The 1,186-nt window shown below is 62.8% G+C and carries 1 protein-coding gene; it reads right to left on the reverse strand.

Features of this window, described 5'->3' with window-relative positions; all coding sequences use genetic code 11:
* On the reverse strand, nucleotides 1-890 hold an 890-nt coding region (locus tag KH616_RS25225), incomplete at its 3' end, for a DUF2863 family protein (RefSeq protein WP_292255307.1).
* Nucleotides 891-1,186: the final 296 nt, after the last annotated feature.

Here is a 1,186-nt window from a genome sequence, read left to right on the forward strand (position 1 = left end):
CGGCGCTCGCCTAACCCTGCGACCACGGCACGCAGTTCCTGCGGCGCCGCACCAAGTGTGTCGAAAAGATAACGAATCGCGGTGCGCACTGTGTGCGGACGTATGCGCTCGTCGGCATCGCGGCATGCGGAGTAGTACGCGTCCGGTAGCAGACACTCAAACTCGCAACCGGGCAGCGCGACCGCCAGATTGGGGCCGCCCTGTGCGGTCCATTGCTCGAGACATTGTCCACGTTCGATCCGCGAGCCGTGCTCTTCTTCCTGCCAGCGGAACAGCGAAGCGCCCGCGGGAGCCGCCACGACCGCGAGCAGGAAGCGCGGGTCGGCAAGGATCGGGGAGGTTTCGGGCAGATCGCCGAAATTGAGTTTGGCTGGGTGCTGGCCGAGCGCGGCACTCGCGAGCTGCTGCGCGAGACGGTAGGTCTCGACGTGATGTCGCGGCAACTGGTCGATGCTGTAGAGAAACGGTGCGAGCCCGACAAGCGTACCGTTGGCCAGCACGTGCGCTTGCAGGTGCGTGCGCAGGGCATCGACCGTATCGTTCTTCAGCGGACCCGACGGAATGGCGTAGCGCGTCCATGCCAGTATGGGCACGGCGACCAGCAGGGCGTCGTAAGGTTGGCCATCATGTTCGATAATCAGCGATTCGCTGTGCGTTTCCGCCATGTCGGCGAGCGCGCCATAAGCATCGGGATGGTTCTGCTGGAGATGGTCGAGGGCCGCGTCGAGGGTAGTCTGGTTGCCGTTGCGAACGATCTTGGCGAGCAGCGCATCGAGCTTCGCTTCCCAGAAGCGATCTTCGATGCGACTGCCCGAGGCGAAGAGCGCAAGCGACAGGCCGACCAGTTTGTCGGCATCGGGAGGGAGACGTTTGGCGATTCGCTGGCGCATATTAAAAACGTATGGAAAGAGGCGAAGAACGTAACATTCTAGTCCGTTCTGTGCGTATTAAGCGGCCTTGTGAGGCAGCATCGCGGGTAGCGCCGGAATCGGGCATGTAGCGGATATATAAAAAGCCGCTTCAACCCCTCTCTTGCGCAGGTGGCGGGGCGGCGTTACAATCACGCCTCTTTCGCGCGGCGGGTGCTGCGGCGCGGGGGAGGGGAAGCGGGACGGCGCGACGCGGGGCAAAAAAAGTAGTTGACGCGCGGCGCGGGAGTGTTCATAATCTCGTTTCTCTGCTGCTG

It is taken from the genome of Burkholderia sp. (assembly GCF_018375725.1).
Classification (GTDB): Bacteria; Pseudomonadota; Gammaproteobacteria; order Burkholderiales; family Burkholderiaceae; genus Burkholderia.